General features: G+C 65.1%; 24 protein-coding genes. 10 read left to right on the forward strand and 14 right to left on the reverse strand.

Features of this window, described 5'->3' with window-relative positions; genetic code table 11:
- Complete coding sequence (locus C8J98_RS17395; protein WP_107914442.1) at positions 1–411, reverse strand: cytochrome c; 411 nt, start codon at positions 409–411, stop codon at positions 1–3.
- Complete coding sequence (locus C8J98_RS17400; protein WP_199229945.1) at positions 408–2009, reverse strand: flavin monoamine oxidase family protein; 1602 nt, start codon at positions 2007–2009, stop codon at positions 408–410. Before C8J98_RS17400 ends, C8J98_RS17395 begins: the two co-directional genes overlap by 4 nt.
- 127 nt (positions 2010–2136) lie before the next feature.
- Between C8J98_RS17400 and C8J98_RS17405 the strand changes: the two genes are divergently transcribed.
- Positions 2137–3150, forward strand: a complete 1014-nt coding sequence (locus C8J98_RS17405; protein ID WP_107914443.1) for a phosphotransferase — start codon at positions 2137–2139, stop codon at positions 3148–3150.
- Positions 3147–3833: an N-acetylmuramate alpha-1-phosphate uridylyltransferase MurU gene (murU, locus tag C8J98_RS17410; protein WP_107914444.1), complete on the forward strand. Its 687-nt coding sequence runs from the start codon at positions 3147–3149 to the stop codon at positions 3831–3833. Before C8J98_RS17405 ends, murU begins: the two co-directional genes overlap by 4 nt.
- A 26-nt stretch (positions 3834–3859) precedes the next feature.
- On the opposite strand, the gene C8J98_RS17415 is transcribed toward murU, so the two are convergent.
- From C8J98_RS17415 to C8J98_RS17430, 4 genes are all read right to left on the reverse strand, one after another.
- On the reverse strand, positions 3860–4087 hold the full coding sequence (locus tag C8J98_RS17415; protein WP_046966000.1) for a hypothetical protein: 228 nt from the start codon (positions 4085–4087) through the stop codon (positions 3860–3862).
- A gap of 65 nt (positions 4088–4152) precedes the next feature.
- Positions 4153–5178, reverse strand: coding sequence for a flagellar motor protein MotB (motB, locus tag C8J98_RS17420; protein ID WP_107914445.1), 1026 nt, complete (start codon positions 5176–5178; stop codon positions 4153–4155).
- Positions 5179–5184: 6 nt separating this feature from the next.
- The gene (motA, locus tag C8J98_RS17425; RefSeq protein WP_107914446.1) at positions 5185–6039 is read right to left on the reverse strand and encodes a flagellar motor stator protein MotA; all 855 of its coding nucleotides are present in this window, start codon (positions 6037–6039) and stop codon (positions 5185–5187) included.
- Positions 6040–6120: 81 nt separating this feature from the next.
- A complete protein-coding gene (locus C8J98_RS17430) occupies positions 6121–7434 on the reverse strand; it encodes a PAS domain-containing sensor histidine kinase (protein ID WP_107914447.1) in 1314 nt (437 codons plus the stop codon).
- Positions 7435–7533: 99 nt separating this feature from the next.
- Between C8J98_RS17430 and C8J98_RS17435 the strand changes: the two genes are divergently transcribed.
- Positions 7534–7944, forward strand: a complete 411-nt coding sequence (locus C8J98_RS17435; protein WP_107914448.1) for a response regulator — start codon at positions 7534–7536, stop codon at positions 7942–7944.
- A gap of 7 nt (positions 7945–7951) precedes the next feature.
- On the opposite strand, the gene C8J98_RS17440 is transcribed toward C8J98_RS17435, so the two are convergent.
- Positions 7952–8308 carry a hypothetical protein gene (locus C8J98_RS17440; protein ID WP_233260271.1) on the reverse strand — a complete coding sequence of 119 codons (357 nt, stop codon included), beginning with the start codon at positions 8306–8308 and terminating at the stop codon, positions 7952–7954.
- Between the two features lie 202 nt (positions 8309–8510).
- On the opposite strand from C8J98_RS17440, the gene C8J98_RS17445 reads away from it, so the two are divergent.
- A complete protein-coding gene (locus C8J98_RS17445) occupies positions 8511–8750 on the forward strand; it encodes a hypothetical protein (protein WP_107914449.1) in 240 nt (79 codons plus the stop codon).
- Positions 8751–8914: 164 nt separating this feature from the next.
- On the opposite strand, the gene secF is transcribed toward C8J98_RS17445, so the two are convergent.
- The 4 genes from secF to tgt form a co-directional block, all read right to left on the reverse strand.
- Positions 8915–9877, reverse strand: a complete 963-nt coding sequence (gene secF, locus C8J98_RS17450; protein WP_107914450.1) for a protein translocase subunit SecF — start codon at positions 9875–9877, stop codon at positions 8915–8917.
- 13 nt (positions 9878–9890) lie between these two features.
- Entirely contained in the window at positions 9891–11765 is a 1875-nt protein-coding gene (gene secD, locus C8J98_RS17455) for a protein translocase subunit SecD (protein WP_107914451.1), read from the reverse strand.
- Positions 11766–11826: 61 nt separating this feature from the next.
- Complete coding sequence (gene yajC, locus C8J98_RS17460; RefSeq protein ID WP_107914452.1) at positions 11827–12174, reverse strand: preprotein translocase subunit YajC; 348 nt, start codon at positions 12172–12174, stop codon at positions 11827–11829.
- 137 nt (positions 12175–12311) lie between these two features.
- Entirely contained in the window at positions 12312–13442 is a 1131-nt protein-coding gene (gene tgt, locus C8J98_RS17465; protein ID WP_063570441.1) for a tRNA guanosine(34) transglycosylase Tgt, read from the reverse strand.
- A gap of 239 nt (positions 13443–13681) precedes the next feature.
- On the opposite strand from tgt, the gene C8J98_RS17470 reads away from it, so the two are divergent.
- A complete protein-coding gene (locus tag C8J98_RS17470) occupies positions 13682–14863 on the forward strand; it encodes a flagellar hook-length control protein FliK (protein ID WP_107914489.1) in 1182 nt (393 codons plus the stop codon).
- A complete protein-coding gene (locus C8J98_RS17475) occupies positions 14860–15123 on the forward strand; it encodes a hypothetical protein (protein WP_046969445.1) in 264 nt (87 codons plus the stop codon). Before C8J98_RS17470 ends, C8J98_RS17475 begins: the two co-directional genes overlap by 4 nt.
- A gap of 120 nt (positions 15124–15243) precedes the next feature.
- Here the strand turns inward: C8J98_RS17475 and murD are convergent, their stop codons facing one another.
- From murD to C8J98_RS17490, 3 genes are read right to left on the reverse strand one after another with little or no spacing between them, the layout of a single operon-like run.
- Positions 15244–16596, reverse strand: a complete 1353-nt coding sequence (murD, locus tag C8J98_RS17480; RefSeq protein ID WP_107914453.1) for a UDP-N-acetylmuramoyl-L-alanine--D-glutamate ligase — start codon at positions 16594–16596, stop codon at positions 15244–15246.
- Positions 16583–17932 (reverse strand): UDP-N-acetyl-alpha-D-muramoyl-L-alanyl-L-glutamate epimerase, encoded by a 1350-nt coding sequence (murL, locus tag C8J98_RS17485; protein ID WP_107914454.1) that lies wholly within the window; start codon positions 17930–17932, stop codon positions 16583–16585. Before murL ends, murD begins: the two co-directional genes overlap by 14 nt.
- Entirely contained in the window at positions 17929–20541 is a 2613-nt protein-coding gene (locus C8J98_RS17490) for a bifunctional aspartate kinase/diaminopimelate decarboxylase (protein ID WP_255417750.1), read from the reverse strand. The genes murL and C8J98_RS17490 overlap by 4 nt, the downstream gene beginning before the upstream one ends.
- Before the next feature lie 209 nt (positions 20542–20750).
- On the opposite strand from C8J98_RS17490, the gene C8J98_RS17495 reads away from it, so the two are divergent.
- The 4 genes from C8J98_RS17495 to C8J98_RS17510 are packed head-to-tail and all read left to right on the forward strand — an operon-like array spanning position 20751 to position 25728.
- Positions 20751–22064 carry an amino acid permease gene (locus C8J98_RS17495; RefSeq protein WP_107914455.1) on the forward strand — a complete coding sequence of 438 codons (1314 nt, stop codon included), beginning with the start codon at positions 20751–20753 and terminating at the stop codon, positions 22062–22064.
- 47 nt (positions 22065–22111) lie between these two features.
- Positions 22112–22660 (forward strand): (2Fe-2S)-binding protein, encoded by a 549-nt coding sequence (locus C8J98_RS17500; RefSeq protein ID WP_107914456.1) that lies wholly within the window; start codon positions 22112–22114, stop codon positions 22658–22660.
- The gene (locus C8J98_RS17505) at positions 22657–24933 is read left to right on the forward strand and encodes a molybdopterin cofactor-binding domain-containing protein (protein WP_107914457.1); all 2277 of its coding nucleotides are present in this window, start codon (positions 22657–22659) and stop codon (positions 24931–24933) included. The genes C8J98_RS17500 and C8J98_RS17505 overlap by 4 nt, the downstream gene beginning before the upstream one ends.
- A 30-nt stretch (positions 24934–24963) precedes the next feature.
- The gene (locus tag C8J98_RS17510) at positions 24964–25728 is read left to right on the forward strand and encodes a class I SAM-dependent methyltransferase (protein ID WP_107914458.1); all 765 of its coding nucleotides are present in this window, start codon (positions 24964–24966) and stop codon (positions 25726–25728) included.
- Positions 25729–25741 lie beyond the last annotated feature (13 nt).

Consider the following 25741-nt stretch of genomic DNA (forward strand, 5'->3'; position numbering starts at 1 on the left):
TCACATGCCCTCCTCGGGCGGCTTGGCGGGATGGAACGGCTTGACGTCCTCGGGCTTCAACGTATCCGTATAGGCGTTACCGAAGTGCGTGCGGACGTAGTTCACCACATCGGCGATCTGTGCATCGGACAGTCCGTTGCCGAACGACGGCATGGCGCCGCGCCCGTTCACCACCATCACGACGGGGTACGCCGCGGACGCGAGCTTGGGATTGTTCGCCAGGGCCGGGTAGTGCCCGGCACCCACCGCGCCCTTGCCGTCAGGCATGTGGCAGCCCTGGCAGACATGAGTGAACAGCTGCTCGCCCGTGGCATGCGGGATGTCTTTCTCGGCGATGAAGGCGGCATCGTTGCTCTGCGCGTGCAGGCTACCCGCCACGATCAACACGAACATCACGGCAAGTCGCTTCATGCACGACCTCCCGCGATGGCGCGCGCGTGCAAGGCATCGATCCCCGAAAGCGACGACAGGATCGCGCCTTCCTGCCAGGCGGGCAGGTAGGACGCGTGCTCACCCGCGAGCACGATGCGCCCATCCATCGAGCAGATGTCCGCATAGTGCTTCGCACGGCTGGCATCGTTCCAGCCGCCGAAGCAGCCCAGCGTAAAGGGCGAACGGTGCCACGCCACGGCGATGCCGTTCTCGAACGACTTCGTGTACTGCGGGTGGATCATGGCACCGTACTCCACGCCCTTGCGCACGCGCTCGGCCGGTGCGAGCGAGGTGAACTCGAAGGCCTCCGTCGAAAAGGTGTACGAACCCAGCAACACGCCTTTCTTCGTGCCGAAGCCATGACTCGGATACGAGATCATGCCGATCGGCAGGTCGGTGCTGGTGATGCCGCCATAGATGGCGTCGTCCTCTTCCCAGAAACGGCGATCGAACTGCAGGCCGATCTTCGACGATGCCCAGTACGGTACCGCCGAGATCGCCTCGGTCTTCGCCGCCGAAACCTGGATGGGAATCTGGCTGAGAATGGACAATGGAATTGTACAGACGCACCAATCTGCCCTGGCCTGTCGCGACGGCCCAGTGGTCCTGGCGTCTTCATAAGTGACCGTGACGCCATGCTCGTCCTGGGCAATCGCCGTGACCTTCGCGTCGTAGGTCACGACGCTGCCGATGCGCTCGACGAACGCCCTTGAAATAGCGTCCATGCCGCCGATCGGCTGCATCAGCGTGGTCTGGTACTCGTGCTGCTCGTTGATGCCCAGCGCGGACCACAGTTTCGCCTGCAGTACGTCCGACAGGCCATTCGGCCTGGAGAACTCCGGTTTGCCGTCGGGGCCGCCACCGGCATGTTTGGCAAAGCCGCGGCGCTCGCTGCTCGCGCGGCCCTCCGTGTAACGGAATCCCTTGTCGAGTCCGCCGAGCTCACGCAGCGCCTCGAGCAGGATTTCGCGGTCTTCCTTGCTCACCAGGTCGTCGAGCCGCCCCTTGTCGCTTGCCTTGGCCAGTAGCTCGGCGACACCGCCATTGAGATCGGCTTGCACTTCGCGCAGCCGCTGCGGCTTCCCACCGTACGCGCTGGCGCTGTGCAGGTAAGCGTTGTGATTGACTTGCACGAACGGCTCGAGAGGAATGCCGAACTGGCGGCAGTAATCGAGCACGCCGTGATGGTGGTAAGGAATGCGCCAGGGGCCGGGATTGAAGTAAAGCCCTTTGTCGAACTCGCACACCTGCTTGTGTCCGCCGAGCTCGGTATAGACATCGCCGCCGCGCAGGGTCCAGTTGCGCCCACCGGCGCGCGCGTTGTACTCGAGTACCTGCACCGTGTAGCCGGCCTTGCCCAGCTCATAGGCAGCCACCAGACCGGCCAGGCCGGCACCCAGAATGAGGACGGTACCCTTCCCGGTGCCCTGCAGGCCCGGCAGCCTTCGATAAGGCGATTCCGCGGCGAAACCCAGGTTATTCATGGCCTGGTACATCAGCGCGCCACCGCCGGCGACACCGATCATGCGTAGCAAATCGCGACGCGTCATGGACGCGGACTTACAGTCGTCTTCCATCCACCCATCCCCGATAGCGGCCCCGTTGAGCAAGATAACCACACGTTGCAGTGCACAACAACATGCCGTTCCACATGCACCAACGCGGTGCTATGACAGGCCCGCGCAAACACTCTAAGCTCGTCTTATGAACCCTACCGAAGACCGCGCCGCCGCCCGCCTCGCCTGGGCACGCCATGCCACCGGCCAGCACGAACTCACCGTGGAAAGCGCCTCCGCCGACGCAAGTTTTCGCAGCTACTGGCGCGGCTACATCGACGGCCAGCCTGTGATCGTGATGGACTCTCCGCCTGAGAAGGAAGACCCCGCACCCTGGGTGGCCATCGGCAAGCGACTGGCGGATGCCGGGCTGCACGTGCCTACCGTGATGATCGCCGACCTCCAGCAAGGCTTCCTGCTCATCGAGGATCTCGGCACCCGCACCTACCTGCCGGAACTGGACGACAACACGGCCGATGCCTTGTACGGCGATGCACTCGACGCCCTGCTCCGCATGCAGATGCACGTGAGCACCGAAGGACTACCCATGTTCGATCACGCATGGCAGACCATGGAGATGGAAATCATGCCAACGTGGCTGCTCGAAAGGCACCTCGGCGTGACACTGGAATGCGGCGAATGGGACATAGTGGAGAATGCGTTCACGACCATCATGCACACCATCGCCGAACAGCCACGCGCGTTCATGCATCGCGACTTCCACAGCCGGAACCTGTTGGTAACCTCGGAGCGCTCGCCCGGTGTCATCGACTTCCAGGGTGCCATGTCGGGGCCGATCACCTACGATCTCGCCTCGTTGCTGCGCGACGCGTACATCGTGTGGGACAACGAACGCGTGGAAGGCTGGGTCGAGGCCTATCGCCTGCGCCTGCTCGACGCCCACCTGCTCGAGGAAAAAGTCGACACCGACCGCTTCCGTCGCTGGTTCGACCTCACCGGCCTGCAACGCCATATCAAGATCCTCGGCCTGTTCTGCCGCCTGTGCTATCGCGACGGCAAGCCCGGCTATCTCAACGACCTGCCCCGCGTACTGCGCTACGTGCTCGATACCGCACGTCGACACGCCGACGTCGCGCCACTGGCCGACCTGATCGAAACCAGGATCGGCCAGCGTGACATCCGCGTGGTGGCGGACGCATGAGGCATGCGCTGATCCTCGCCGCCGGACTCGGCGAGCGCATGCGTCCGCTGACCACGCACACGCCCAAGCCACTGCTCGAGGTGAACGGCAAGCCGCTGATCGTGCACCACATCGAAAAGCTCGTCGCTGCCGACGTCCGTTACATCGTCATCAACACCTCGCACCTCGCCGCGCAGTTTCCCGAAGCCCTCGGCGACGGATCGCACTGGGGCGTGCGCATCCGCTATTCCTACGAAGGTCCGACCCCGCTGGAAACCGGCGGCGGCATGCACAAGGCCCTGCCCCTGTTGGGGCCCGAGCCTTTCATCGTGGTGAGTGCGGACATATGGAGCGACATCGACTATGCCGCGCTACCCCGCGAACCCGAAGGCGTGGCGCACCTGGTGATGGTCGGCAATCCCGATTTCCACCCGAACGGCGATTTCGCGCTGAAGAATGGACGGCTATATGAGGGAGACGGGCCGACCGGCGCGGAGCGCCTGACTTTCGGCAACGTTGGCGTTTACCGGCGCGAGATCGTCAGGGACGAAGTCGCGGGGCGCTTCAAGCTGCTGCCGATGTACCAGCGGGCCATCGAGGCGGGCCGGCTTTCCGGTGAAAAATACGCCGGTTTCTGGCGCAACGTCGGGACACCAGCACAGCTCGACGAGCTGCGAGAAAACCTGGACTCCCGACGCGCGTGATCAGACGTATTTGATCAGGTAGGACGTTACTGGATCGTTTCGGTGCTAAGTGCACGCAGGCGCTCATGACCCATGGCGAACGCTTCGTTGAATGCACTGGTGATATCGTCGAAATCATTGGTGCCGGTGTTGGTTTCGATCTCTTCGCCGACGTGATCCAGGATCCGGTAACTCGACCGGTAAACCTGCCCACCGCCGTCGTCGTGATACTTCACCGCCTTGGCCACCACTCTGAACTTACTGTGATTTTCCATTGCGCTTTTCCTTCCCCTGTACCCCGATACTGACCGGGGAAGGTGACGGTTGCAAGTGACCCGGATCAGCTGCCAGGTGTGCCTTCCGCGGCCACCGGCGAGGCGCTGCCGACCGCCGATGCCGGCGTACCGACCGGCGCGTCGGGCGCACCGCCATTCACGTGCTGCGCTTCGGCCGAGTGCAGCGTGGGCACGGCCGGGAGCGTCTTCGTCTCCGTCGCAACTTCCGTCGACATGGCCGCCCTTGCCGCCTCGTTCGTCATCACCACGATGCTGATGCGACGATTGATCGCGGAAGACGGATCAGCCTTGTCGAAGGGCACCGACGCTGCCAGGCCCACCACGCGGGCGACCTTGTCGGGCTGCATGCCGCCTTCGGTCAGCGTACGACGGGCCGCGTTTGCGCGATCGGCGGAAAGTTCCCAATTGCCATAGGCACTGTCAGCGCGGATATACGGTGCGTTATCCGTATGACCGGAGATGCTGATCTTGTTCGGCACCTGGTTCACGAAGCCCGCCAACTCATGCAGGATCTGTACGGTGTACGGCTTCAGCGCACCGCTGCCGAGGTCGAACATCGGGCGGTTCTGCTTGTCGACGATCTGGATGCGCAGGCCTTCGGAGGTGATGTCGATCAGCAACTGATCCTTGTATGGCGCCATCGCCTGGCTCTTGGCGATCGCCTCGGTCAGGTCCTTCATCAGCTGCTCGAGGCGGCGCTTTTCCTTTTCCTTGGCCAGCTTGTCGATATCCGACCCGCTGGGCTTGGCGAAGGCCTGGTTGTCACCCGGACCCTTGGGCAGGTCCATGGCGCCGCCGAGCTTGATCATGCTGGTGCTCGCTCCGCCCGGACCCATCTTGCCCGAGGGCGCCATGGTGGATTGCCCCTGGGTCATGCTCGGGTTCTTGAAGTATTCGGAGATCGCCGCACGCTGCTGCTTGGTGCCGGCACCGACCAGCCACATGACCAGGAAGAACGCCATCATCGCCGTGACGAAGTCGGCATACGCCACCTTCCACACGCCGCCGTGATGAACGTGGCCACCCTTTTTTTTCCTGCGGATGACGATGACTTGCTTCAGGTCACTCATCGGGACTTACCGCGCGCCCTTCAGGTGCGCTTCGAGATCCTGGAAACTCGGCCGCGTGGTGGTCTGCAGCGATTTGCGAGCAAATTCGACCGAGACCATCGGGTTGTAACCGCGCAGGTTGGCCAGCAGACCGACCTTCACGCACTCGAACGCACGGCCGTCCGTACTCACACGCGCTTCCATCGCCGCGGACAGCGGACCGACAAAGCCGTACGAAAGAAGGATGCCGAGGAAGGTACCCACCAGCGCGCCAGCGATGTGCTCGCCGATCACCGCGGCGTCGCCATCGATGGACTTCATGGTGATGACGATGCCGAGCACCGCGGCGACGATACCGAAGCCCGGCAGCGCATCGGCCATCTTCTGCACGGCCAGTGCCGGCGCCATCGCCTCGTGGTGATGCGTTTCCAGTTCCACGTCGAGCAGTTGCTCGAGCTCGTGGGGATCCATGCTGCCGCCGACGATGAGGCGCAGGCAGTCGGTGATGAAATCGATGAGGTGGTGCTCCGCGATCAGGCGCGGGTAGGCCGAGAACAGGCTGCTGTTGGCCGGGTCCTCGATGTGGGCCTCCATGCCCAGCTGACCCTCCTTACGCATCTTGGTGAAGATGTCGTACAGCAGGGACAGCAGGTCGATGTAGTCCTGCTTGCGGTAACGCGGGCCCTTGAACAGGCCGATGGCATCACGGCCGGCACTCTTGACGATGTCGATCGAATTGGCGCTGACGAACGCACCTAAGGCAGCGCCGAAGATGATCAGTAGCTCATACGGCTGCCAGAGGGCGCCGATCGAACCGTGTGAAAGTACATAGCCGCCAAGCACCGAGACCAGGACGACGATAAAACCGATGATCACCAACATGACGTAGCTTCCTCCCAGTCGCTTTTCTTATCGGCCGGCATGGCCAGAAATTGAGGCACTTCGTCACGATTTCTGAACGATTCACTCAGGTAACTCAAGGGGTTCCGGGTAGCGCGGAAACACCAGCCGGATGCGTGTGCCGACACCTGCCTCGCTCTCGATTTCTATGCCGCCACCGGCCTGCGCCACCGTCCCGTAGACCTGGGCCAGGCCCAACCCCGAGCCGCCCTCCTTGGTCGTGAAGTACGGCTCGAACAGGCGCTGGCGCACCTCCTCGGCCATGCCTCCGCCGGTATCGGCCACGCTGACGAAGATCTGCCGGCTGGCGGCGCGTTCACGCAGCACATCGCCCGTGGAGGCGCCCCCCATCCGTTCGCCCACCTCGATCACCATCTTGCCCATGCCTTCCATGGCGTCGCGCGCATTGAGGCAGACATTCATCAGTGCCTGTTCGAGCCCGTGGCGGTCGATCCAAACCGGAAGGGGCCCTGGCTGGCGAAAGACCTCGATGGCGATACGGCCGCTCATGCCGTGGCGGGCAAAGTCCGCGAAGGCTTCCACGAGGTCGCCCAGGTCGAAGGGTTCGGGGCGGGCCTGCTGGTTCCGGGCGAAGGCGAGCAGTCGCCGGGTCAGTGCCGTCGCGTGTCGGGCGCCCTCCACGGCGTAGGTGAGCATGCGCCTGTGCCGGGGGGCCAGTTCGTCCACATCGTCCTGCAGGCCGGATAGGCTGACGATCACCGTCTGCAGCATGTTGTTGAAGTCGTGGGCGATGCCGCTGACCAGTTGACCGATCGCCTGCTGCTTCTGGGCCTGGCGCGCGCTGGCCTCCGCCAGATCGCGCCCCCGGTTGGCCATGGCCAGCTGTTCGCTGACACCGGCCAGCGTGCTCTCCGCTTCCCGCCGGGCGCCGTGCTCCGATTCGAGCCGCTCCAGCAGCGTGCCGTATTGGGTCGTGGCGCTGGCCGATCGCGCGACCGATTCGTTCAGCCTGTCCTGCAGAAGCTCATTGATCGCCTCGAGTGCCGCCTGCAAGGCGACCCGCTCGGTGACATCGCGACTGATCACGATGAAGTGGTCGAGGGTGTCGTTGCAGACCACAGGGGCGACCATGACCTCCCACCACCGCGACGCACCCGCCGAGGTCCTCCGCGCACTGACGAAGTCCACCCGCTCGCCGCCCGCAGCGCGGTCGAGCGCGCGGGCAACCATGTCGCGCGCCTCCACCGGCCACAGGTCCACCCACCGCGTTCCCAGCAGGTGGTCGATGCCATCGGGCGCCAGCGCCGCACAGCCGAGTCCGGCCACGAAGCGAATGACGCCGTCGCGGTCGAGTTCCTTCATGCAATCAGCGGAGGCCTCGACAAACTGCCTGTATCGCCCGTCCCCAGTGCTCATGGCGCGCCCGTCATCCCCTAGCTCTGTCAAGGCAAATCTGTCACGTCTCCCCGACGAAGGCTAGCGGAGAGTGCCGTCCATCGCCCTCACGGATTGCCCATGACTGCCACTGGACACGTACTCGTCGTGGAAGACGACCCCAACGTGCTCGACATCACCAGCTACATGCTGGAGTTGGAGGGCTATGACGTGCTTACCGCGATGAATGCCAATGAGGCCCTGACTCTTCTTGCCGTCCACCCGGAGGTCAGCCTTGTGCTCACCGACGTGAACATGCCGGGCGACATGGACGGGATCGGCCTGGTGAGCGAACTGCGCCGCCAGGGCAACCCGGTGAGTTGCGTCGTCGTCTCAGGCGACGCGCTGCAAGCGGCGGAAAGGCTCAGCGAGCTGGGCAAGGCCGGAGAGCCGGGCAAGCTCGGCAAGCTGGGCAAACCCGCCGCCTTCCTGGCCAAGCCCTACGACCGCCGGAGCCTGCTGAAGGCCGTTGATGACGCCATCCCTCACTGAGCGGGCGTCACGAACGCACGTCGTGGTGATCCCCGTCGTCCGGACCCTCATCAAGGTCCTGGTCATCGGTGTCGTCGTCGTCCGTCTCAGTCGTCTCGTCGCCGGGAAGGTCATCATCGAAGCCAGTCTCGCCTTCGGCGAAGATGGGAGCACCGTCTTCCTCGACGCCCAGCACCAGGCCTAGCGCTTTCTCGGCAGCCACCAGTGCACTCGCCTCGTCGCGAAAGCTACGATTGTCGTAGACGGTGAAGTAGCTGGGAAATCCCCTGACCGCCGGGTGCGAGGACAGCAACGCCTTGAAGCGCGAACCATCCTTTGTGGCGCTGCTGCGCAGGGTGAAACCAGGAAATTCGCGTTCTGCCATGGGTGGGACCTCATCGGGGGTGGAAATTCTAGCCCAGCCGGGACCTTGCGTGCCCTACCTCCGAAAACGTGAAACAGGTCACGTCCTTCGTTCAGCCAATGGGCACTTGCTCCTCAAGTTCTTGTAGGGTATTTCCTACATCAAGCGGCCTCACACCAAATTCACGAAAGCCGCGAAACAGGGGAACAGGGGCAGTAACACCATGAATGTCATAACCACCGCGCCGCCTTCCCGGCGTCTTGCGTGGACCGTATCCGCCGTACTCGCGATCGCCGGCATCATCGGCCTGGCCCTCGCGCCCAGGGTCGCTGCGGCGATCCCCAGGACGGCGATCCAGATCGTCTACGCCTGGCTTTGCGCATCGCTCGTAGGCTCCGCCTACGTGGTGTTGATGCTGGCCAACGATGCCGAAGGCGCCACCGAGGACAGGGACGATTTCTGATCTCAGGGACGGGGTGTGACCAAAGAAAAAAGCCCGCCGGAGACGGCGGGCTTTTTTGACCTTGTCGGATTTACCCTGTGGGAGCCGCTTCAGCGGCGATAGCCAGGTTGCGCCAGCCCCATCGCCGGCATAGCCGGCTCCCACACAAAGCCCGAGCAACCGACTTACGGACGACGCTCCAGCTCCGGATCTTCCTTGCTGCGCGGCATGAGGTCTTTCTTCGACACGCCGAGCCAGAGCAGGATCGGGCTGGCGATGAAGATCGAGGACAGCGTGCCGACCAGGATGCCGATGAGCATGGTGATCGCGAAGCCATGCACGACCGGGCCGCCGATGAAGAACAGCGCCGCCATGGTGATGCCGGTGAACAGCGAGGTGATGATCGTTCGCGACAGCGTGCTGTTGATCGAACGGTTGAGCACCTCTTCCGGCGTGGCGTTGCGGCTGGCGCGAAACAGTTCGCGGACACGGTCGAACACGACCACCTTGTCGTTGATCGAGTAACCGACCACGGCCAGGACCGAAGCAAGCACGGTCAGGTCGAAGTCGCGCTGGGTGATCGCGAAGATGCCCAGGGTGACCAATACGTCGTGGATTTCGGTGGCCAGCGCCGCGACGGCGAAGCGCCATTCGAAGCGCAGCCACAGGTAGCCCATGATGCCGATGATGACAAAGGCCACGGCGACCACGCCGTCGCTGCGGAGCTCTTCACCGACCTGCGGGCCGACGAAGGAGCGGCTCTTCTGGATCACGTCCGGACGGGAGACCTTGAGCGCGGCGATGACGTCGCCCGCCACCTTGGCGGCGGCTTCATCGCCGGTCAGCGCGACCGAGTTCTTGTCGTCCTTGGGCTGCATGCGGATGGTGTAGTCGCGCGTGCCGCCAACGGCCTGGACCAGCGGGTTCTCGAGGCCGGATTTCTCCAGCGCGGAGCGAACGTCCGCCGGGTCGATCGCGGACTGGTATTCCACCTCGACCGCCACGCCACCGACGAAGTCCTGCCCGTAGTTGAAACCCTTGCCGATGATGAGGCCGATCGAGCCGAGCATCAGCAGGATGCCGAGGCCGATGCTGAAACGGCGCAGGCCGAGGAAGTTGAAGTTCGAATTGTGGTTGAAGATTTCCATGGCTTCCTCCTCCTCAGACCGACAGGGTCTTGAGCTTGCGGCCGCCGTGGATCAGCGCGGTGATGGCATGCGTGACCGTCACCGACGTGAACATCGAGGTGAGGATACCGATGAATAGCGTGACGCCGAAGCCCTTGATCGGACCCGAGCCCATGGTCATCAGGCCGAGCGCGGCGAGCAGGTGGGTCACGTTGGCGTCGAGAATCGTCGCCCAGGCCTTGTCGTAGCCGGTGCGGATCGCCGCGAGCGGCGAGGAACCGTTACGCAGTTCCTCGCGGATGCGTTCGCAGATCAGCACGTTGGCGTCGATCGCCATACCCAGGGTCAGCACGATACCCGCGATGCCAGGCATGGTCAGGGTGACATGGATCATCGACATGACCGCGATGAGCAGCACCAGGTTGAAGAACAGCGCGACGTCGGCGACAAGGCCGAACAGCTTGTAGTAGATAGCTGCGGCGACCAGCACCAGGCCGAGGCCGAGCATCACCGCCTTGAAGCCCTTGTCGATGTTGTCTGCGCCGAGGCTGGGACCGATCACGCTCTCACCGACGATGTCGATGGGCACGGCCAGCGAGCCGCCGCGAAGCAGCAACGCCAGTTCCGAAGCTTCCGAATCGCTGGGCAGGCCATTGGTCGAGAACTGCTTGCCGAACGGCGAGCTGATGTTCGCGTAGTTGATGACCTCTTCGGTGATCTTCGGCGTCTTCACTTCCTTGCCGTCGACCATCTTGGTTTCGGTGGTACGCGTGATGTAGAGCACGGCCATCGGCTTGCCGACATTGCCGTTGGTGAAATCCTGCATCTTGCGTGCGCCGGAGCTGTTCAGCGAGACGCTCACGTTGGGCGAGCCATTCTGCTGGTCGCGACCGGAGACCGCCGAGGTGAGTTCGTCACCGGTGGCGATGATCGTCTTGCTGAGCAGGTACGGGCGGCCGTCGCGGCCGTAGTACAGCTTGGCGTCCGGCGGGACGCTGCCCGAGCGGGCGGCGTCGGCAGCCTGCGGCGGCGTGTACAGGCCGGCGCGGTACTGCAGCGTGGCCACGGCACCGATGATCTTCTTCGCCTCGGCGGTGTCCTGCACACCGGCGAGCTCCACCACGATCTGGTTGGCGCCCTGCTGCTGGATGAGCGGCTCGGACACGCCCAACGCGTTCACGCGCTGACGGAGTGTGGTGAGGTTCTGCGTGATCATGCTTTGCGAGAGCTCGCGCAGCTTGGTCGGCTTGATCACCGCATTGAGGATGAAGCGATTACCCGTGGCCGCACCATCGGTAGCGGTGAGTTCCGGATAGTCGGTAGCGATGAGCGACGCCGCGGACTGGCGGTCCGCGTCTGTGCGCAGCACCACGCTGACGCCCTGGCCGCGCGCATTGCGATTGACGGCGTCGTAAGACACCTTCTTTTCGCGCAGCAACGCACGGATGTCATCGGCGTAGCGCGTTTCCTGCGCGTCGACGACCGCACCCTGGTCCACTTCCATCAGGAAGTGCACACCACCCTGAAGGTCGAGGCCGAGCGGCATTGAGAACGCATTGATCGACTGCAGCCACGCCGGCACGGTCGAGGCCTGGTTGAGCGCCACCGTGTAGCTCTCGCCCAGCGCGGTACGCAGTGCGTCCGACGCCTTGGTCTGTGCATCCGCCGTGGCGAAGCGCGCCAACAGTCGACTGGTCTTCGTATCGACATCGATCACCGAGGCTGGCGTCTTCGCCGTGGCGAGGATGTCCTGGACCTTGGTTTTCAGTGCGTCGTCGACCGTCGCGCCGCGGTTACCGGAGATCTGTACCGCCGGCTGGGGCGGGAAGACGTTCGGCAGCGCGTACACGATGCCGAGCAGCAACACGATCACGACCAGCGCGTATTTCCAGCGTGGAAAATCACTCATGCCTTGCCATTCCATGAAAAGCGGCCACAAGCGGCCGCGGCTGACGCCATTGAGACGAAGCTCAGGACTTCTTGAGGCTGCCCTTCGGCAGGACCTGGGTGATCGAGCCCTTCTGCACCTGGACGACGGTGCCCGGGGCGATCTCCACGCGAACGAAGGACTCGCCCACGTCCTCGATGCGGCCGGCGAGACCGCCGCCCATCACCACTTCGTCGCCCTTGGCGAGGGCCGACAGCAGGGCGCGATGCTCCTTCTGACGCTTCATCTGCGGGCGGATCATCATGAAATAGAAGATGCCGAACAGCACCGCCATCATGATCAGCGGCGAGAGGCCGAGCGCCCCACCCTGGGTGGCCCCGGCAGCGGGAGCGGTGGCCTGGGCAATGGCGGCGAAGGTCGGAAGGCTCATCGTCAATTCTCGCAAGTCATGGAACAGCCACGGAAAAGCGGCTGTTCACGTAAAAAGATCGTGGATTATGCCACGCACCCCGGTGCTTATGTACGGCGCCCCGTCATGGCTTGGGGGCGCCGTGTAACGCCCGCAAGTCAGCCGTCGACTTCGGCCTTGCGTCGCGCGGCGTAGAAGTCGGCGACGAAATCGTCCAGCGTGCCGGCCTCGATCGCGCCGCGCAGCCCGGCCATCAGCCGCTGGTAGTGGCGGAGATTGTGCATCGTGGCCAGCTGGCTGCCGAGGATCTCGTTGCAGCGGTCCAGGTGGCGCAGATAAGCCCGGCTGAAGCCGTTGGCGCAGGCATAACAGTCGCAATCTTCCTCGATCACGCGCGTATCCATCGAGAACTTCGCGTTACGGATACGTAACGTGCCCTCGCGGGTGAACAGGAAGCCGTTGCGGGCGTTACGGGTGGGCATGACGCAATCGAACATGTCGACGCCGCGGCGCACGGCCTCGACGATGTCTTCAGGCCGGCCCACGCCCATGAGATAGCGCGGGCGGTCTTTCGGCAGCACATGCAGCGTGAGGTCAAGGGTGTGGTTGCGCTCGGCCTCCGGCTCACCCACCGCGAGACCACCCACGGCATAGCCGTCGAAGCCGATCTCGATCAGCCGCTCGGCCGAGCGATGGCGCAGGTTTTCGTAGGTGCTGCCCTGGACAATGCCGAACAGGGCGTTCGGATTCTTCAGGTCGTCAAAGGCCTGGCGCGACCGCTCGGCCCAGCGCAGGCTGAGCTCCATCGAATCGGAGGCGACCTTTTCGGTAGCGGGATACGGCGTGCACTCGTCGAAGATCATGGCGACGTCCGAATCCAGCACCTTCTGGATCCGCATGGACTCCTCCGGGGACAGGAACACTTTCGAACCATCCACCGGTGAGGCGAAGGTCACGCCTTCCTCGGTGATTTTTCGCTTATGCGCCAGCGAGAACACCTGGAAGCCGCCGGAATCGGTGAGGATCGGCTTGTCCCAGCCAATGAACTTATGCAGGCCGCCGAACTCGCCGACGATCTCCAGGCCAGGGCGCAGGAACAGGTGGAAGGTGTTGCCGAGGATGATCTCCGCGCCGGTGTCGAGCACGTCGCGCGGGGTCATGGCCTTGACGGAACCGTAGGTGCCTACCGGCATGAAAGCCGGGGTTTCCACGGTGCCACGGCCGAATCGGAGACGGCCACGCCGGGCCGCGCCATCGGTGGCGAGGAGGTCGAAAGGGAGCTGGGTCATCCGCCTATTCTAGCTTGGACCCGCCCCAGAGCAGGCGTAGCCGCTGTAGGAGCCGATTCATCGGCGATCCGGCGGCAGCCGGGGCAGTATTCCGCCAGCACCCATCGCCACTGAAGCGGCTCCCACAGATGGGGCGGAGCTAGCCACCGCCCCTAAAGTTTCGCAAGATTCCGCCGATCTTCTAAGCCACAGGAGCGCGCCCAGCCGGGACTCGCCCAGGCCCTATGGAGGACCTGCCCTTGATCATCCAGCCGACCAGTATCGCTGCCCAGCTTTGGGCGGGCGCGGTAGCGGGCACCACCGCCGCCGCGGATACGTGGCGCGTGGGCACCCTTCTGACGGCGCGGATCATGGGGCAGACCGATATCGGCAAGCTCCTGCTCGACATTGGCGGATTGACCGTCGAAGCCGACGCGGCAGGGACCTCCCTGCCCCAGCAGTTCCAGGTCCGGGTGCTGACGCAAGGCGCCCAGCCTCAGCTCGAAGTCCTTCCCGGCAAGGTGGACGATCAGGTCGCCATGCAGGGCCTGCGCGAGCGGTTGCCCCTGCAGAATGGTTACGCCCAGTTGCTCGGCGCGCTTTCCGCGCTGGCCAGCCGCCCCATCGCCAGGACCTTGCCTGCGCCGTTGCGTGCCGCACTGGCCACACTGGAAGCCGCGATCAGCAAGCCCGAGGATGTGAGCTCGCCCCTTGGCATGAAGGAAGCTATCGCCAAGAGCGGTGCCTTCCTCGAGGCCCATCTTGCCGAGCCGAAGGACGAGACGCCGGCCGCCGACGATTTCAAGGCAGCCTTGCTCGCCCTTCGTCGCACCCTCGCCGACCTTCCGGCCGCTCGTCCCGCTACCCGGCCCGGCGACGGCTCGGTGCCTGCACGCCCGCTCAACGACACACCGCCGCCATTGGCGCAGCGCGCCCTGTTCCCGCAGCCCCGCGCCACCGGCCTGGCCGAACTCGTCGTCACCGAAGAAAACGTGGACGAACTGGTGACCCAGCTGCGTGGCGACGTTCGTGCTGCCGTATCCCGCGTCGAAATCGCCCAACTGGAATCCCAGCCGCAGTCCGGCTTGTGGATGATCGAGATTCCGCTGGCCGGCGTGCGCGGCTACGACGTGCTGCAGTTGCGCATTGAAGAAGGCAAGCCGAGCACTTCCGAACCGGATGGCATGTGGACCGTGGGTTTCGCTATCGACCCGCCGACACTCGGCGCGGTGCAGGGCGAAATCCAGCTCCGCGTACCGCGGGTGTCGGTGCGCCTGTGGGCGCAGCATGGTGAGACCGTGTCGCGCCTGGAAACCGAATTCATGTCGCTGCGCCGGCAACTCGAAAAGAGCGGCCTGCAGCTCGACCACTTTGCGTGCATGCACGGCCTTCCCGTTCCGACCAGCGCGTACAGCGCCGTACTGCTCGAAGCACGCGCATGACCCAGTCCCTGCCGTCACCCCGGCGCAGCGTCACGCTTCGCCTCGCCTCACCCACCAGCAACGGCAGCAACCAGCGCATCGACGCCGCGGGCGTGAAGTCCATGCTGGAGCGTGCGCAGGCACTTGGCCTGGCGCCACAGCTGGATCCGCAGATTGCAACATTGCTGGCTGCCGTGCGTCTGCGTGATGACGTGCCGCCGGAGTTGTATGCCGCGTTGGCAGCCGTGGTGGGGACGTTGTTGAGTGCGACCCGGGACTGATCGCATTGATCTGCTGCCTTCGCTAGCACCCATCGCCGATGAATCGGCTCCCACACAGCCGCTGCGCAGACCTTCTGTGGGAGCCGCTTCAGCGGCGATGCCGTTACAGCGGCGATACCGTTACAGAATGCCGAGGCCCTGGATGCTGGCCGTACCGGATTCGAAACCTGCGAGTTCGGCAAAGCGCTTGCCGCGCTCCGCATAGTCACGAAACTGGTCGAAGCTCGGCGCGCCGGGCGACAGCACGATGACGCCGTCACCGCGCAGGGCATCGCGTGCGGCGCCCACTGCGGCGGCAAGGTCGAGTGCGCGGTAAACATTGCCGATGCCGGCGGCCTCCAGTGCATCGGCGATACGCGGCCCGTTGCGGCCCTGGCAGATGATCGCTTCGGGCGCGTGCGTCCGCATCGCTTCGACGAACGGCGTCCAGTCGAGCCCACGATCGTGGCCTCCGACGATCAGCGCGGCGCGTGCCGTGCCGACGGTTTCGAGCGCGGCAAGACTCGCCAGTGGCGTCGTGCTGATCGAATCATTTATCCAGTCCAGGCCATCGCGCTTGCCTAGCGGCTGCAGTCGATGCGGCAGGGGCACGAAGCTAGACAGGGCCGGTGCGGCAGCACGCGCGTCCAGTCCCATGATCTCCAGAGCAGCCAACGCGGCGCAGGCGTTAATCGCGTTGTGCAGGCCGGGGGCCGAGACACGATCAGCACGAATGACGTCTTCCACGCCCCGACGGATCCAGCCGTCGGCGACGTGCCAGTCGGCTGCACCACCGAAGGTATACAACCCAGGATGATCGCCAGCGCGGGCCAGCAGCGCAGGCTGCATGGCGTTGACCAGCACCTTGGTCGACGACGCCAGTAGCTTCAGCTTGTCGTCGACATAGCGCTCGCGTGAGCCATGCCAGTCGAGGTGCTCCTCGTACAAGCTGGTCACCACACCGAGGCTCACGCCCGAGGCCTCACCTGTCTGGAAGCTGGATAGTTCGACAACCCAGAGGTCGGCCGTTTCATCGTCCAGTTCCAGCAACGGAAGACCGATGTTCCCGACGAGCGCCGTACGCACACCGATCGAACGGGCGAGGTGCGCGATCAATGCCGAGGTGGTGCTCTTGCCCTTGGTGCCCGTCACCGCGATGGTGTTCGCCATCGGGTGGCCGGCGAACCATAGCGCGGTACCGGACGTGAATCGCGTGCCGCGCACTTGAGCGTCGAGCAGCTCCGGTTTGTACGCCGAAATGCCGGGTGATTTGATGACGATGTCGTAGCCGGCGAGAGCGTCTGCATCCGGCGCAACGTCACGAACATTCACATCAGGGAATACGTCACGCGCCGCGTCGGCTTCATCAGCTGCGCAGTACAGATCAACTGCCTGTCCCGGCACATGCCGCGAGAGTGCATTCAGCGCAGCACGCCCTTCGCGACCAAACCCCCAGACGGCGACGCGTCGCCCGGTGAGATCAGCCCAACGCATCCAGCGCTCCAACCAGACGCGCTGGCACCAGATGCGAAGCACCCGGCTTCAGCCACGGCTCGAGCGCGAGCTCGTCGCGGTCCAGCTGCGGCAGTATTTCGCGACGGAAACGCGCGACCAGCGCATCCTCTCGCCACTCCGGTCGCTCGGCCAGCGAGGCCAGCGCGGCGCGGGCTTCCGCACCCTCGCCCACGCACTCGAAGGGTTTGTGATCCTTGTATTCCAGCAGCGCATCGAACGCACCGGCGAGCGCGTCGTCGTCGAGCAGGTTGCGCCCGAAGATCGACACCAGCCGCGGCTTGGCCATGAACGGCGCCAGCGCGAGGAAAACGAAATGGCACTTCGGGCACTGTCCACACCAGCGGTCCGCCGGCTTGGGGCCGAGGATGCGGAAATTGCGATTGCAGCTGGAGAACACGTCGAAATACGCGCCACCCAGACGGGCGAACGCGCTGGTGACGGCGAGCTCCGACCATGGCCGCAGCAGCGAGCAATAGTCGAGATCGGCGGCGACATGCGTATGGATGTAGTCGTGCAGGGTCTTCTCGAAACCGAAGCCCTTGCTCCACTGATGGTTAACTTCCTGACCCTCGTACTCGAGAGTCGCGACCGATGCCGAGCGCTCGTTGGCGAACACCACCGAATCGTAGCCGTACAGCACAGCCGCTACGATGAGGATCACCGAGTTGATCGCGGTGACCGGGATGTGGCCATTCCAGGCGCCCAGACGATTGAGCTCGAACAGGCCCGGCGCGAGTTCGCGCGAGATATTCAGTGTCGACAACCCGGTGCGCGCCGCACACTCGGCAATGAGTGGCGAGTTGCCAACCCACGTTGCCGTCGCGTCGGCGCCGATCGATTTCACGGCTTCCACAGCCACGACCGAATCCTTGCCGCCGCCGATGGGAAGCAGCGAACGATGCGGCAGGCCGATCGCCGACGCGCGCGCGGCCGCCTTGCGTTCGGACGGAAAGGCGATGCGCGAGCGCAGGTCGAGCCGGTTGCGATAGGCGAACTCGGCCAGGCCGTGCACGTACAGCGCATTGAGCATGGAAGCGCTGTCTTCATCGAGGGATTCACCTTCGACGACGATCGTCTCCGGGATGCCCGCCTTGTAGTAGCTGACACCGGCAACCAGGTGAAGCAGACGCAGGGCGGCTGCAAAGGCGGCCTCGCGTTCCACCGGCACCGCGGGGGCGCCGGGGAAGGTCACGCGCTCGATCAGTTCCGGGCCCTCGTCGAAGGCATAGACGAGTTCGGCCACGCCGTCGGCGAAGCCGTGGCGAACGAAGCGGAAGCGCTGGCTTCCACGCGGATCGATGAGCGTGTCGGTCACGGCAGGAGCACCTCGTCGGCTTCGTCACGCAGGTTGTAGCGCGAGGACATGACGGCGCCATACGCACCGGCCTGCGCCACGAGGATCACATCATCCTCCTTCGACTCGGGAAGGCGTCTGTCCGATCCGAGGATATCGCCTGACTCGCAGATCGGGCCGACCACCTGGTACATGGTGGTCGCCGGTTCGCTGTAGCGGCTGAGATTGGTGATTTCGTGCCAGGCGTCGTAGAGCGCCGGGCGAATCAGGCTGTTCATGCCGGTGTCGAGGCCGAGGTAGCGCATGCCTGCGCCCTTCTCCTTCTCCTGGGTGACCTTGGCCAGCAGCACGCCCGAGTCAGCCACCAGGTAACGACCCGGTTCCATCCACAGTTCGAACTGCGGGTAAGCCTGGCGCACCGAGGTGAGCACGCGGTCGAGAGCCGCCATGTCCAGTGCGGTCTCGCCCGGATGCGAGGGCACGCCCAGGCCACCACCGATATTGAGCACGCGAATGGTTCCGATGCGCTCGGCCAGTGAGGCCAGTTGCGAATACACCTCGCCCCAGTGCGCGGCGTCGAGAATGCCCGAACCCAGATGCGCATGCAGGCCGATGACGCGCGCGCCAGCCGCGTCGGCGAGACGCAGGAAGCGATCCAGATGCTCGATGGGCACGCCGAACTTGCTGCCCGTACCGCCAGTCTTCACTTTGTCGTGATGGCCGAGACCGCGACCGAGGTCCACGCGCAACATGATGTCGCGACCGGTGAACATGTCGCCCCAGTGCTCGATGGGATGCAGCGCGTCGATCGTGATCGTTGCCCGCGTCTGCAAAGCGGCTTCGAAATCCCGGCGGGCGGCGAAGTTCGGCGTGAACAGCAGAGGCACGTTGTCGGGCACGGCGGCCGACACGGCGGTGAGCTCGCCGGGCGACACGCATTCGAATGCGAAGCCTTCCTCGGCCAGCACTTTAAGGATGCCCGGATGAGTGTTCGCCTTCACCGCATAATGAGCGCGATCGACGGCGCGCAACGATTTCACGCGACGTGCCTGCGCGCGCACCGTCGGCAGGTGATACACGTAGCGGGGCGTGCGCTCGTCGGCGAGTTGTACGAGCTTCAGGCGCTCGCCCTGCCACCATGCCGCCGCCGGTAGCACCGGTTCGCCGGCGCCGTAGAGGGTCTGCCAGGAAGGGCCGAATACCATACTGTCATCCGTGCGCAGGGCACCCGCGCCGATAAGGAGTTCATGCAGTCGCGGCAGCATGTCGTCGACCACGTCCTCGTCGACGACGAAGGTGATGTTGAGGTTGTTCGAGGACTGCGAAATCAGGTGCACGCGCAACTGACCGAACTCTGCCAGCACGCCCGACAGCTTGTGCAGCATGGAACGCATGCCGCGGCCGACCAGGGTGATCGCCGCACACGGGGCGATCACCTTGACCCGGCACACGCGCGCCAGGTCCGCGGCCAGCGCCGCGATGGCGTCGGAGTCGAGCAGGTTCTCAGTGGGATCCAGCGACACGGTGACGTTGGTCTCGGCCGAGCCGATCAGGTCCACCGACAGGCCGTGGCGTTTGAAGGCGTCGAACACGTCGGCGAGGAAGCCGACCTGCTGCCACATGCCCACCGACTCCATCGATACCAGGGTAATGCCCTTGCGCGCGCTGATCGCCTTGATGCTCGGCGCATGCTCGCGCACCTCGGGACCAATCGACGTCCCTTCCAGCTCGGGACGGTTGGTGTCCTTGATCAGCAGCGGCACGCGCGGCTCACGCAGCGGCGACAGGCAGCGCGGATGCAGCACCTTCGCGCCGGTGGAGGCGATTTCCTGGGCTTCTTCGTAATCCAGACGCTGGAGCAGCCGGGCACCGGCGACCTGGCGCGGATTGGCACTGAACATGCCCGCCACGTCGGTCCAGATTTCTACCCGCAGGGCCGCGAGCAGTGCGCCGAAATACGCCGCCGAGGTGTCCGAGCCGCCACGGCCGAGCAGCACGGTGCGACCGGCTTCGTCGCAGGCGATGAAGCCCTGGGTGATGAAGACCTCGCCACGTGCGGCCAACGCCGCCGACAAAGCCGGATCGTGATGCGGCTCGACCATGGCCGAGAGCAGGCGTGTGCGCTCGTTCTGGTTGGGTAAAGCCACCGAGTGAAGGCACTCGCGCGCATCCACCCAGGTGGTCGGCAAGCCGTTCGCACTGAGGAACGCCGCACCCAGCGCACTGGACATGAGTTCGCCGTGGGCCTGCACGCGTGCCTGCCAGGCCAGCTCACCCAGGTCGGCCGCGCCTGCCTGCGCCAGATCGGCCAGATCGACCAAACGTGTGCCCAGGGTATCGGGCACTGCCAGCGACATCTCGGCCAGCAGGGCGTGGTGGCGATCGGCCAGGGCGGCGGCCGCGTCCGAGCGCCGTTTCGAATCCGCGTGCGTGCAAAGCTGTTTCAGGCCGTCGGTGATTCCGGACAAGGCCGAGACCACGATCAGCACGCGCGCGCCTTCGGCGCGGCGGCTGGCGGCCAGCTCGAGGATGTTGCGCCAGCGTGCGGCGGTGGCCACGGAGGTGCCACCGAACTTCATGACGATCCAGGGCGCGTTGGCGGGCAACGGCGCGTTTGCGTTTTCGCTCACGGGATTCTTTGCAGTGAAAAACCCCCGAAGTGTTGCGCTGCAACGGAAAAAAGGCAATGTGGGGAGCCAGGTATCGGGGATGCTGCCCTGTGTGGGAGCCGGCTGTGCCGGCGATGGCCTCTCCCGCCAAGCCGCTCCGTTGGCTTTTCGCCGCTGAAGCGGCTCCCACATGGCATGATTCATTTCTCGCACGAAGGCCATCGACACACATGGAAAATCCCGGATACGCCCGCCGTCTCACCCTTATGGACGCCGCGCTCATCGTCGTCGGCGGCATCATTGGCGGGGGCATCTTCCTCAATCCGGGCATCGTGGCGCAGCGCACCGCCTCCGGCTGGGTCTTGCTCAGCCTGTGGGTGGCCGGTGGCCTGCTCACCCTGATCGGCTGCCTTTGCTACGCCGAACTCGGGGCGCGTCGCCCCGAGGCGGGCGGCAGCTATGTCTACCTGCGCGAGGCCTTCGGCCGGCTGGCGGGCTTCCTGTTCGGCTGGACCATGCTGCTGGTGATCTACAGCGGCAGCGCCGCCGCCGTGGCCACGATCTTCGGCAGCTATGCGACCTCCGTCTTCGGCCTCTCGCCCGGCCTGGTCAAGCCGCTCGCGGTAGGTGCCCTGGTCTTCGTCACCGGTATCAACCTGTTCGGTATCCGCTTCGGCGCCCAGGTACAGAACGTGTTCGCGATCCTCAAGCTGGCCGCCATCGCCGTGCTCGTGGTCACCGGCCTGGCCTTCGCCGGCGTCGGCACGACGCAGGCACTGGCCACCAGTCCGACCGCGGTAACCGGTTCGCTGGCTGGCGCCCTGCTGCCCGTGCTGTTCGCCTTCTCCGGCTTCAGTTATCTCAACAACCTCGCCGGCGAAGTGCGCGATCCGCAGCGGACTCTTCCCCGCGCCCTGGTCGTCGGCATGCTCGTGGTAATTACGGCCTACGTGCTGGTCAACTATGCGTACCTGGCCGTCCTCGGCCATGACGGACTGGCCAACAGTAACGCGCCCGCTGCCGACGTGATGAGCCGCGTCTTCGGTGCGCCGGGTGCAAAGCTGATCGCCATCGGCATCGCTATTTCCACCCTCGGCTTCTGCAACATCACTCTTGTCGCCGGTGCGCGCGTACTGCAGGTGATGGGGCAGGACGGCCTGTTCTTCTCCAGCGTGGCACGGCTGCATCCGCGCTACCGCACGCCGAACATCGCGCTAATGATGCTTTCGGCGTGGGCGATCGTGCTGGTCCTGCTGGCCAATTACGGCCAGTTGCTGGACTTCGCCACGTTCGGTGACTGGGCAGCCTATGCGGTCACTATCGCCACGCTGTTCTGGTACCGCCGGCGCAGTAAGGAACGTCCGGTGTTTGCCACACCTGCCTATCCACTACTGCCACTTCTGTTCCTCGTCGCGGTCATCGGCGTAGTCGTTGCCTATAGCCTGGACAAGCCGCTCAGCGCCGGTGTGGTCTGCCTCGTCGTCCTTGCCGGCCTGCCCGTGTATGCCGTGTGGCGACGTCTGTTCAGTAAAGTGACTCGCTGAACAAGGGCACCGATGCCACAATGGCCCGGTTCAGCTGAGGAAAGCAGATGGCACAGCAAGGCCCGACGTCTCCCGTACCCGTCCCCAACAAGGATGCCAGTCAACCGGTGTCCAAACCCGTACGTGAAGGCATCGACCTCATCGTCAACGACAAACGCTATCGCCATACCGGCGAAGCAGGCATGCCCCTGCTCTGGTATCTGCGCGACGTGCTTCGCCTCACCGGCGCCAAGTACGGCTGCGACCAGGGCGATTGTGGTTTCTGCACGGTCATCGTCGACGGCAAGGCGCTCGCCGCCTGCCAGACGAAGATGGAAAAGATGAGTGGCAAGCGCGTAACCACGGTCGAAGGCCTGGCCGGCGCCGACGGCAAGCTGCACCCGGTGCAGCAAGCCTGGATCGACGAGGACGCCATCATGTGCGGCTTCTGCCAGCCCGGCCAGATCATGGCCGCGGTGGATCTGCTCTCGCACCAGAAGAATCCTTCGGACGCGGACATCGACAAGATCGGCAACCTGTGCCGCTGCGGCAGCTATGGCCGCATCCGCAAGGCGATCAAGCGTGCGGCGGGCGCGATGAAGGATTCGAAGGCATGAGCGGTGAAGTCCGTCTTTCCCGCCGCCGCTTCCTGAGGTACGCCGCGGGCACCGCGGGTGCCTTGGTCATCGGCATCGGCAGTGCCGAGGCGCTCGATCGTCCCACGCCGGTCGCCCTGCTCGGCGATGCCTGGAGCCAGCTCGGCCCCTATCTGCGTGTCGCCGCGGACGGTCGTATCTTCATCGGCGTGCGTGACCCGGACAACGGTGAAGGCACGTCCACGTCGCTGGCACGGATCATCGCCGAAGAAATGAGCGCCGACTGGGGCCGCGTCATCGTCGAGCCGCTCGGGCTGGGCGTCGAGCAAGGCAACGGCGAGCCGCGCTTCACCTACGGCCGTCAACGCAGCGGCGATGCCACCAGCATTCCGGCGGCCTGGGCCGACCTGCGTCAGGCCGGCGCACTGGCGCGGTGGTTGCTGTTACAGGCGGCAGCCCGCCGCCTCGGCGTACCGGCCGACCAGCTTCGTGGCGAGAACGGCATGGCCGTCGCCGCTGATGGCCGCAAGATTTCCTACGCCGACCTCGCCGCCGCGGCCGCCGGCATCGACGCCCCGGCGACCCTGCCGCCGCTGAAGCAGCCCGAGCGCTACACGCTCATCGGCCAGCCGGCCGGCGACGTGGACGCCACGGCCGTGGTGACGGGCAGCCTGCGTTACGCGCTCGACGACAGCCTGGGAAATCCGGTGATCGTCGTGATCGCGCGTTGCCCCTATCCCGGCGGCACGCTCGATACCGCCGACCGCGACGCGGCGAAGAAGGTCAAGGGCGTCTATGACGTCGTGACCATCACACCCGAGCAGGGCCAGCCGGCAGGCATGGCCGCACAGGCGCCGGCGCTGGCCGTGCTGGCCGAGGACACCTGGGCGGCGCTGGCCGGCCGCGCGGCGCTCAACGCGACGTGGAAAGCCGGCGACAGCCCCGAGCCCTCCTCCTCCGTGCTGGAACAGAAGGCGCTGGAGCTGTTCGGTGACGACACCGCCACGCCCACCATCGTGCGCGAAAATGGCGACATCGCCGTCGCGCGGAAGAAAGCGGCGAGGGCCCTCGAGGCCACTTATTTCCAGCCGTGGGTGGCGCATGCCACTGCGGAAACCCCCAATTGCGTCGTTCGCCTGGATCCGGACACCAGCGTGACCGTGATCGCGGCGACCCAGTCGCCGCGCCAGGTCTACACCGTCGTGCAGCGGATGACCGGGTTCCGCCCCGACCAGATCGATATCCAGGTGCCACGCGGCGGCGGCGGCTTCGGTCGCCGGCTCGAGCAGGACTACATCGCCGAGGCAATGGCGGTGGCGCTGGCCAAGAAAGACGAGGCCATCCGCAGTCGACCGCTCAAGGTTCTCTGGACCCGCGACGACGATCTCGCCCGCGATTACTACCGTCCGATGGCCGTACACCGCCTCAATGCCTCGCTCGACAAGAGTAAGAAAATCGTCGGCTGGCACCAGCGCATGGCCAGCCCTTCCGCCCTCGTCGGCCGCAGCACGCCCGACAATCGCCTGTGGCAATCCGAACTGGTCGCCGACGCCCTGCCGGCCGGTCTCGTGCCGAACTTCCGCAGCGACTGGTATCCGCTCGACTCGAAACTTGCCCGCGGCGAATGGCGTGGATCGCCCCATGTGACGCCCACGTTCGCCTCGGAAAGCTTCATCGACGAACTGGCTCATTCGGTCAAGGCCAATCCGCTCGATTTCCGCCTTGCCCTGCTCGGTGAGCCGCGCCAGCTGCCTTACAGCGGACGCGGCGGCCCGATCGACACCGCGCGCCTGGCCAATGTGCTCAAGCTGGCCGCCGACAAGATCGACTGGAGCCGATGGCTTCGCAGCGAGAATGGCCTGGGCATTGCCTGTTCCTACGTCTTTGGCGCCTACGTCGCGCATGCGATCGAGGTGGCCCCCACGGCCGACGGCATCGACATCCACCGCGTGGTCTGCGTGGCCGATGTCGGTCGTGCCATCAATCCGCTGGGCCTGGAAGCCCAGTTGCAGGGCGCGACGATGGACGCGCTCTCCACCGCCCTGAACCTCGCCATCACGGTCAAAGACGGTAAGGTGCAGCAGACGGGCTTCCGCGACTATCCGATCGCCACGACGCAGCCGCTGCCGTATGAGATCGAGACCGTCATCGTGCCGTCGACGGCCGAGCCGACCGGTGCCAGCGTGATCGGCGTACCCTCGGCGGCACCGGCGCTGGCAAACGCGGTATTCCGTGCCACGGCCGTGCGAGTGCGTCGCCTGCCCCTGCTTCGCGAGTTCGCCCGCCTGCGCTGATTGATCGCTGTCTACCGCCCGAGGTACCGCATGACTGTTGCATCCTTTACCTCGGGCCCGCCTGCCCCGCGTACCGACGCCGACCTGATCGGCAGAAACAAGCGCTTCTACGACGCGCTGTGGTCCGAAGCGAAGCTGTTCGCGCCGGAGCGTTTCAACACCTGGCCATTGGTGGCCGAACTGGCGGCGCAGACCTCGCGCCGGCTGGAAGTGGCACCAGGCCTGCGTCCGCGCCTCCCGCTGGCCGATACCCAATTCGTCGACCTCAGCCGGCCAGCCCTGGCTGAGCTCTCCCGCCACGGGGCCAGGGTCGCCAACGCCATGATCGGCGCACTGCCCTTCCGCGACGGCAGTTTCGACTTCGTGTGCGCGTTCGACATCCTCGAGCATGTGGTGGATGACGAAGGCGCCCTGGGTGAACTCGCCCGCGTGGCCGAGCCCGGCGCCCGCCTGCTGATCTCGGTGCCCCTGCATCCCGAGGCCTGGACCGCCTTCGATGACTTCGTCGGCCACTTCCGCCGCTACGAGCCCGAGGCCATCCGCGCCCTGCTGGCCCGGCACGGCTTCACCATCGAACGCAGCGCCGTGTACGGCATGCAGCCCAAATCCTCGAAGTTGCTCGACCTGGGCCAGTGGTACCTCACCCACAAGAGGGCCCGCGCCATGTGGTGGTACAACAAGGTTTTCATGCCTCTCGGCGTCCGCTTCCAGAAGGCCCTGGCCTTCACACCGGGCTTCGCCCCGGCCCCCGGCGTCGACGAAGTCCTGCTGGTCTGCCGCAAGGCCAGCACTTAAATCGAGTAAAAAC

The organism is Luteibacter sp. OK325 (assembly GCF_003050935.1).
Classification (GTDB): Bacteria; Pseudomonadota; Gammaproteobacteria; order Xanthomonadales; family Rhodanobacteraceae; genus Luteibacter.

Coding starts and splice junctions, on each gene's coding strand:
- C8J98_RS17395 (WP_107914442.1), bottom strand. CDS start 411: ATGAAGCGACTTGCCGTGATGTTCGTGTTGATCGTGGCGGGTAGCCTG.
- C8J98_RS17400 (WP_199229945.1), bottom strand. CDS start 2,009: ATGGAAGACGACTGTAAGTCCGCGTCCATGACGCGTCGCGATTTGCTA.
- C8J98_RS17405 (WP_107914443.1), top strand. CDS start 2,137: ATGAACCCTACCGAAGACCGCGCCGCCGCCCGCCTCGCCTGGGCACGC.
- murU (WP_107914444.1), top strand. CDS start 3,147: ATGAGGCATGCGCTGATCCTCGCCGCCGGACTCGGCGAGCGCATGCGT.
- C8J98_RS17415 (WP_046966000.1), bottom strand. CDS start 4,087: ATGGAAAATCACAGTAAGTTCAGAGTGGTGGCCAAGGCGGTGAAGTAT.
- motB (WP_107914445.1), bottom strand. CDS start 5,178: ATGAGTGACCTGAAGCAAGTCATCGTCATCCGCAGGAAAAAAAAGGGT.
- motA (WP_107914446.1), bottom strand. CDS start 6,039: ATGTTGGTGATCATCGGTTTTATCGTCGTCCTGGTCTCGGTGCTTGGC.
- C8J98_RS17430 (WP_107914447.1), bottom strand. CDS start 7,434: ATGAGCACTGGGGACGGGCGATACAGGCAGTTTGTCGAGGCCTCCGCT.
- C8J98_RS17435 (WP_107914448.1), top strand. CDS start 7,534: ATGACTGCCACTGGACACGTACTCGTCGTGGAAGACGACCCCAACGTG.
- C8J98_RS17440 (WP_233260271.1), bottom strand. CDS start 8,308: ATGGCAGAACGCGAATTTCCTGGTTTCACCCTGCGCAGCAGCGCCACA.
- C8J98_RS17445 (WP_107914449.1), top strand. CDS start 8,511: ATGAATGTCATAACCACCGCGCCGCCTTCCCGGCGTCTTGCGTGGACC.
- secF (WP_107914450.1), bottom strand. CDS start 9,877: ATGGAAATCTTCAACCACAATTCGAACTTCAACTTCCTCGGCCTGCGC.
- secD (WP_107914451.1), bottom strand. CDS start 11,765: ATGAGTGATTTTCCACGCTGGAAATACGCGCTGGTCGTGATCGTGTTG.
- yajC (WP_107914452.1), bottom strand. CDS start 12,174: ATGAGCCTTCCGACCTTCGCCGCCATTGCCCAGGCCACCGCTCCCGCT.
- tgt (WP_063570441.1), bottom strand. CDS start 13,442: ATGACCCAGCTCCCTTTCGACCTCCTCGCCACCGATGGCGCGGCCCGG.
- C8J98_RS17475 (WP_046969445.1), top strand. CDS start 14,860: ATGACCCAGTCCCTGCCGTCACCCCGGCGCAGCGTCACGCTTCGCCTC.
- murD (WP_107914453.1), bottom strand. CDS start 16,596: ATGCGTTGGGCTGATCTCACCGGGCGACGCGTCGCCGTCTGGGGGTTT.
- C8J98_RS17495 (WP_107914455.1), top strand. CDS start 20,751: ATGGAAAATCCCGGATACGCCCGCCGTCTCACCCTTATGGACGCCGCG.
- C8J98_RS17500 (WP_107914456.1), top strand. CDS start 22,112: ATGGCACAGCAAGGCCCGACGTCTCCCGTACCCGTCCCCAACAAGGAT.
- C8J98_RS17505 (WP_107914457.1), top strand. CDS start 22,657: ATGAGCGGTGAAGTCCGTCTTTCCCGCCGCCGCTTCCTGAGGTACGCC.
- C8J98_RS17510 (WP_107914458.1), top strand. CDS start 24,964: ATGACTGTTGCATCCTTTACCTCGGGCCCGCCTGCCCCGCGTACCGAC.